Source organism: Chromatiales bacterium 21-64-14, from assembly GCA_002255365.1.
Taxonomy (GTDB): Bacteria; Pseudomonadota; Gammaproteobacteria; order 21-64-14; family 21-64-14; genus 21-64-14.
In genome coordinates, this window is record NCBI01000076.1 from 1 (window position 1) to 6547 (window position 6547).

At 65.8% G+C, this 6547-nt stretch carries 7 protein-coding genes; 1 reads left to right on the forward strand and 6 read right to left on the reverse strand.

Annotation, left to right across the window (positions count from 1 at the left end):
• Positions 1 to 121: 121 nt before the first annotated feature.
• From B7Z66_15660 to B7Z66_15675, 4 genes are all read right to left on the reverse strand, one after another.
• Entirely contained in the window at positions 122 to 1528 is a 1407-nt protein-coding gene (locus tag B7Z66_15660; GenBank protein ID OYV74672.1) for a hypothetical protein, read from the reverse strand.
• A gap of 63 nt (positions 1529 to 1591) precedes the next feature.
• Positions 1592 to 2362, reverse strand: a complete 771-nt coding sequence (locus tag B7Z66_15665) for a hypothetical protein (protein ID OYV74673.1) — start codon at positions 2360 to 2362, stop codon at positions 1592 to 1594.
• A 51-nt stretch (positions 2363 to 2413) separates the two neighbouring features.
• Positions 2414 to 3001 carry a hypothetical protein gene (locus tag B7Z66_15670; GenBank protein ID OYV74674.1) on the reverse strand — a complete coding sequence of 196 codons (588 nt, stop codon included), beginning with the start codon at positions 2999 to 3001 and terminating at the stop codon, positions 2414 to 2416.
• Between the two features lie 42 nt (positions 3002 to 3043).
• Positions 3044 to 3913: a hypothetical protein gene (locus B7Z66_15675; GenBank protein ID OYV74675.1), complete on the reverse strand. Its 870-nt coding sequence runs from the start codon at positions 3911 to 3913 to the stop codon at positions 3044 to 3046.
• A 103-nt stretch (positions 3914 to 4016) separates the two neighbouring features.
• Between B7Z66_15675 and B7Z66_15680 the strand changes: the two genes are divergently transcribed.
• Entirely contained in the window at positions 4017 to 4949 is a 933-nt protein-coding gene (locus B7Z66_15680; protein ID OYV74676.1) for a hypothetical protein, read from the forward strand.
• Between the two features lie 24 nt (positions 4950 to 4973).
• Here the strand turns inward: B7Z66_15680 and B7Z66_15685 are convergent, their stop codons facing one another.
• Both B7Z66_15685 and B7Z66_15690 read right to left on the reverse strand, forming a co-directional pair.
• A complete protein-coding gene (locus B7Z66_15685) occupies positions 4974 to 5492 on the reverse strand; it encodes a hypothetical protein (GenBank protein OYV74677.1) in 519 nt (172 codons plus the stop codon).
• Between the two features lie 37 nt (positions 5493 to 5529).
• Entirely contained in the window at positions 5530 to 6540 is a 1011-nt protein-coding gene (locus tag B7Z66_15690; GenBank protein ID OYV74678.1) for a hypothetical protein, read from the reverse strand.
• Positions 6541 to 6547 lie beyond the last annotated feature (7 nt).

Below are 6547 nucleotides of genomic sequence, written 5' to 3' on the forward strand. Positions count from 1 at the left end.
AACAAACTACGAAAGCCCCGACGACGGTACCGTCGGGCGCACGCCCTTCCTGTCCCTGCGGACGAAGGCTGCTGGCCGACTCCTGCCGACGACGTTGTCTCGATTCATTCCAAAACATAGCTCAGAGGATGTCGTGGCGAAGCTTGTAGGCGACGAAGTCCGCGTCGAAGACGGTCTCGAGCGGCAGGCGCGTGGCCGCCTCGGCGATCGTGTCGAAGTAGTTGAAGCCGGGGTCGATCGCCTTGCAGACGCCCTCGAGCAGCGCGAAGGAGCGCACGATGCGCGAGATGCGTCCGGGGAGCACGATCGGGATCGCGGACGCCGCTGTCGCCCCCTGCTTCGCGACCGCCGAGGCCCGAGACGCGGCCGAGGCGGCCATCGCTCGGAAGTCGAGCGTGCGCATGTACTCTCGGTAGTCGCCGACGTACGCCTCGAGCGCCCCCTCGTCGAGCACGTCGGCGCCCATCCGGCGGAGCACGGCGACCGCGCGCCTCGCGTCGCCGATCACGAGCGACGCGATCAGGTCCTTGACGTGGCAGACCTCCTCGCGGTCGAGCCGCACGACGCTGCCGAAGTCGTACATGACGAGCCGGCCGGAGTAATCGACGCCCATGTTGCCCACGTGCGGGTCGCCGTGCACGATGCCGCTCGTCAGGAGCTGGCGGATGAAGACGAGCATGATCCGGCGCGCGTGGCCTGCGGCGGCCTGCGGCGGCCTGCGACGGCCCAGGCTGCGCACGCTGACGCTCGGCACGTACTCCATCACGACCGCGTCGGGGCCGCAGGCCTCACGGACGAGACGCGGGACGCGGACCTCGGCGTGCTCCGGCGGGTAGATCGCGCCGAAACGCTCGAGGTTCCGGGCCTCGGCCCGCAGGTCGAGCTCCTCGCAGAGGTAGCCGGACAGGTCACGGACCGTGTCGAGCGCCTGCCGAGCGCCCGCGCGGGCTCCCGGGGAGGCGTCGATCGCGTCCGCCACGCGTACCGCCGCCGACGCGATCGCCTCCAGGAAGCGCATGTCCGCCCGGACGCTCTCGCGCACGCCCGGCCGCACGACCTTGATCACGACGCGCCTCCCGTCCGCGAGGCGGCCGCGGTGCACCTGTGCGATCGAGGCGGCGGACGCCGCCTCGTAGTCGATCGACTCGAACCTCGACACGTCGACCGCCGCCGACACGAGGTCCCTCGCCTGCTCGCCGCGCACCGCGGCGACCCCGTCGTGCATGCCGACGAAGGCGGAGGCGAAATCGTCCCCGTACACGTCGGAGCGGGACGCGATGAACTGGCCGACCTTGATGTACGTCGCCCCGAGACCCTCGAGGCGCTCCGCGAGCCACTCGCCGGCCGCCGCGCGGCGCGCCGGCGTCGTCAGCGACGGCAGCTTGGCCTGCAGCTCGACGACCGTCTGGGCGACCCTCAGGTTGCGCGCCAACGTCGTGGACGACGCCGCGACGATCGCGCGGCCGAACGTCTCGCCTAAACGGAACCTCTCGAGGGCGGCCCGAGGTGGCGCGGGCAGGCGCCGCATGTACTTGGTTAGCTATACACAGGCGCGAGCTTTATATCGAACGCAAAAACCGTTTGCGCACGTTCAGGGATCGACGACCACCACTCCGAGGCGAGCTGCCCACTTGTTGATCTTGTTGGTGATGACCCGGATCGCGCCTGTGAACTGCTTCTTGGATTGTCTGGCGTCGTACTTGGCGAGCTCGTTCGCGATCTGCGGAGAGACCTTCTCGAGCGCATCGAGCCACCTCTTGGTCATCCTCGACTTCCACGCGTTGAGCTCTTCGATCGTCTTGCACTTGATCGCGCTATTTGCGTCCGCGACGAACTCGGCTGCGTCATTCCAGGCTGCGCCGTCTTCCTCGTCTCCAGACTCGATCTCGATCTCGACCGTCTCATCGTCTTCGCGCGGCCGCTTCTGCCCCTTGTTGGGCCCCTTGTTGGGCGCCGCCTTGACGCGAGCCGCCAGCCTAATCGCCGCATCTCTGCCGAGGATCGCCTCGGCCACCTCCTGCGCGTCCGCGACGGACAGGGGCGGCTTCGGGTGTCCGTTGGTCAGGCTGCCGATCACCTCCGCCGGGAGGTCTGCGGGAGGCTGCATCCCCGCGACGAGGGGAATCCCGTGGGCGTCGCACACGACCTTGGCGGCCATGGCCTTGAACCAACTGGTGCCGAGTATCTTCTGTCCCTCCTCGTCCTGGGGCAGGAGCGCCCGGAATACGCCGACGCTCCGCTCTTGAAGCGCCACCGCTAACGCCGCCGAGAGTTCGCGGGGCGTGTAGTCCCCTTTTTCCAGCGCCTCCCTCACCTTGTTCTCGTTTCCAAGCATCGCCGCACGGATCATGTCGTTGGGCATCTGTGCACACCTCTTCGGCCCGGTCCGCGCCAATTTTCGCCGCCAACCAATTCACGCCGACGGCGACAGACCGAGCACGGCGAAGGCCACGAGCAGGAACATGGTCGAGTACGCCCGGATGCCGCGCAGGCCGTCCTCCCGGTACCGGAACAGCGTGTCGTCCTGCGCGACCGACGCGAACGCGGACCCGAGCAGCAGGATCACCGCGGTCGTGGCCGCGTAGTCGAGCAGCAGGCGACGCAGGAGCTTCCCGTCGATCACGAAGGCGTTCGATGGGGACTTGAACCGCGCGTTCAGCATGAACAGCACGGCGCTCAGCATCGCCAGGATCGCGACCTCGAGCGAGAGCGCCATCAGCGGCAGCGTCCACAACCTCGGCGGCGGCTGCCCCTGCTGTCCTCCTCCCCCATCGCCATCCCCGTCCCCGCCACCGTCGACCAGGACGCGCTGCACGTACGACTCCTGGTACGCGCGGTCCACGAAGTACAGCACGATCCAGAGGACCATCGCGCGCACGAACCTCACGGCGACAACGAATCCTAGCGCCGGCGCGTCCCTGACCTCGCCGATGTCCGGCCTGAACTTGATGCGCAGCTTGAATCCCTCGGACGTCGGCGCCCCGTCGTCGAAGTAGCTCATGCCCACCACTCTTTTGCCTGCCTACCTACTGATCCCAAGAATTTACGGGCAAATACTCTGCCGACTGCCGTTGTACGACTTGATCGGCTCGAACGACCGACGGTGCTCCTCGCACGGACCGCGTTCCGCGATCGCCCGCATGTGCGCGGCGGTCCCGTACCCCTTGTTGCGATCCCAGCCGTAGTGCGGGAAACGCGGGTGCATCGTTTTGACGACGTGCTCGTCGCGGTGCGTCTTGGCCAGGATGCTCGCGGCCGCGACCGAAAGGTAGAGCGCGTCGGCTTCGGGAACGCACACGTACGCCGCCAGGCCACCACCACCACCACCACCACCACCGCGGTCCCCAGGCGTCGCGTAGCCCTCGAAACGATCGCCGTCTACCACGACGTACAGCGCGCACCCCGCGCTCCCCGCGCTCCCCGCGCTCCCCGCGCTCCCCGCGCTCCCCGCGCTCCCCGCGCTCCCCGCGCTCCCCGCGCTCCCCGCGCACCCCTCCCATTCTTTGGACGCCCCGCTGACACAGCCCGGGCGAGGCACGAGCCCGGGCTGCAGCAGGGCGTCCAAAGAATGCCGCATGGCGAGCATCGAGGCGCGCAGGACGTTTACGCGATCGATCTCGGCCGCATCGACGCTCGCGACGCCCCACGCGAGCGCCTCGGCCTCGATGAACGCGCGCGCCCGGTCCCGCTGGGATGCGCTCAGCTTCTTCGAGTCGCGGACGAGCTTCATGCGCGGGTCCGCGCGCAGCCGCGCCTCCCTCTCGGCGTCGTCCGATCTCCCCCAGACGACCGCGGCGGCGAACACCGGGCCGCACAGCGACCCGCGGCCGGCCTCGTCCACGCCCGCCTCGAGGTGCTCGCCGTCCCCGAGGTGGCTCCACCTGAGCGGGGCCTTCTGCGTCTGCTGCGCCATCTCCCGTGCTCGTACGGGGCACGCCCAGCTTTTATACAAAAAAAAGTGCGAAAAATTGATCGTATGTACTGTGTGCACAAAAACGAATCCTCAATCAATCCAAATGGAATGCGAAGTCGACACCCGTCTCATCGCGCTCGCCAATGCCGCGAATGAGGCGAGCATGATCGACGAACCTGCCGGCGTCAAGCTCGGAGCCATGAACTCTCCCGAGCCCGAGAGGGAGGAGGGCAGCGCTCTCAAGCGCCCCAGGATGGTCAACTATACTGACCTCATCGCGGGCACACCTGTCAGCTCCACGCATTCGGGGCATTCGATGCATTCTGGGCGCTCCAACCACTCCGATTCAGATAACAAGATAACGATCCCGATGCACCGGAGGATGGCCGAAGTACCGGAGTTCTACAGAAACAAGATCCGGGCCGTCTGCGACAAGCTCGAGAGCGCCTACATGTGCTACCCAGGCTACGAAGCTGTCGCCGCGGCGATGCCGGCCGATGCCTGGCGGTTCAACACCAAGTGGTCGATCTACCTCGCTGGAAAGCTGCGCAACACCGTCCAAGAGTACGCCATCGGATACTGCGAGTGCATCGGCTTCTCTTCGACTTCATTGCCCCCTCGCGTCGACGCGCCGTGCAAGCCTGAGTCGCAGGCACAGCCGACGTCGCAGGCTCAACCGCCTGAGTCGCAGGCACAGCCGACGTCGCAGGCTCAGCCGACTGAGTCGCAGCCGACGTCGCAGGCTCAGACATCATCTGCCATGCCCCCCCCTCGGCATAAGCCTTCGCCCTCGCCGTCGCCTTCGAATACGCAGACGTCTTTGCATATCCTGCGCCAGCTCGAGTCTGCGCTCAGGCGAGAGCAGGGTGACATGGACGCTGCCCTCGCATCCTCTGCCAAGCTGCGCGAGGCGCACATGGAATCCACGACGACTGCCGCGTACTACAAGCTCAAGTACAGGAAGCTTCGCGATCTCGTCGTGAAGGAGTGCAGAGATGACAGCCTTCGACAGAAAGTCATCGACGATGACTTGTGAACAGAAACGGCGTGTTTTTCTATTTCATTTCGGCCTGTAACCTGATTGAAGAAGAAGAAGCCGAGAGTACTCGTCTGCCAAAGAGCCTAGCGCCGGGTCCCAGCAGTCCCACGCCGCCGCCGCGTGGAATAGCCGCGCGCAAAGCTCGGACGCGGGGTCGACGCTGCTGCTATCCTTTTTCGCCTTCGCCTTACACTTCGACTTCGTAGCAGAAGCAGCAGCAGGAGAAGCTTGCTTGCGCGAGAACACGATCGCCTTCCTCCTCTCTCCGAGCGACTGCTCGCAGCAGCCGCCGGGATACCCTTCCTCGTCGCAGAAGACGACTTCGATCCACACTGCCGAAGACGACGACGACGTGCTCGCTAGGAAGAACCTGTCCAGGCCTCCGCTCCTTTCCGAGCAATCATCTCTCGAAGACATAACCACGTGGAACCGGGGATCGTCCGCCAGGGCATCCGCGCACGCCTGGCGTCTCGATCCATCGATGCGCAAGCTGCGCGTCTCTGGAAGCAGGAGGCGCCTGCGCAGCTCGCCCGCGTCCATCTTAATATTCTGGCGTCGACAGCAGCGCACGACACTTTTAAACCCCCAACAGCAGCGCAAGGGCGAGCGCGCCGCACGACGCTGCCACGTGGGCGTCCGCGTGCCTGGCGTACTTGGCCTCCAGCGCTGCGTGCACCTCTCGCATCGACTTCGACGCGGCTTCCGAACTGCCGGCCTCCAGCTCCGCGATCGCTTTCGCAAGCGCCACCTGCACCTCGTCGTTCCCAAAACCCGAGAACCTTTCGACCGAACCATTTCCTACTGCGGCCGACGACGATCGATCCGAGTACGCGATGTACGCGACCGACGTGCCCGTCAAGAACACCGCCATCGGAAGCCACGCCCGCCTTCGAAGGTACGATATGAAGCGCCTGGTCGACGACGACTCCTGTCCCCGCATGTTCGCTTCCGGGGGCATGCTCGCTTCGGGTGATCGAAGCTTCGACATCGGCTCCCGGGGCAACACCCACTCACCGTACTCGCCGTCCATATCGTGCTCGCTGCCATCGTCGTCGTCGTTGTTCTTTTTATTCTTCTTATCATCGTCGTCGTCGGCGGCGGCCTTGTCGTCCTTGACCTTATCATCGTCCTCCTCCTTGACAGACAACATCTGCATCGGCATCAGCGTCGCGATCACTGGGGCGGGCTTTTTGACCGGTTCAACGTCGATTGCGGGTAGGATTGACGTCAACATGATGGGGGGAATACGGGGCAACAACGACCCGACGAGGGTCACAGGGCGGGTCTGATTGGACGGCAGCACGCTGCCTACGACCGGGTATCCCGGGGGAGGGACGAAGTACTCTGCGGAAGGCAGCACGCTGCCGACGACCGCGGACCCTGGGGGAGGGTCGAAGTACTTTGCGGAAGGCAGCACGCTGCCGACGACCGGGTATCCCGGGGGAGGGTCGAAGTACTTTGCGGAAGGCAGCACGCTGCCTACGACCGCATGTCCCGGGGGAGGGTCGAAGTACTCTGCGGAAGGCAGCACGCTGCCGACGACCGCGGACCCTGGGGGAGGGTCGAAGTACTCTGCGGAAGGCAGCACGCTGCCG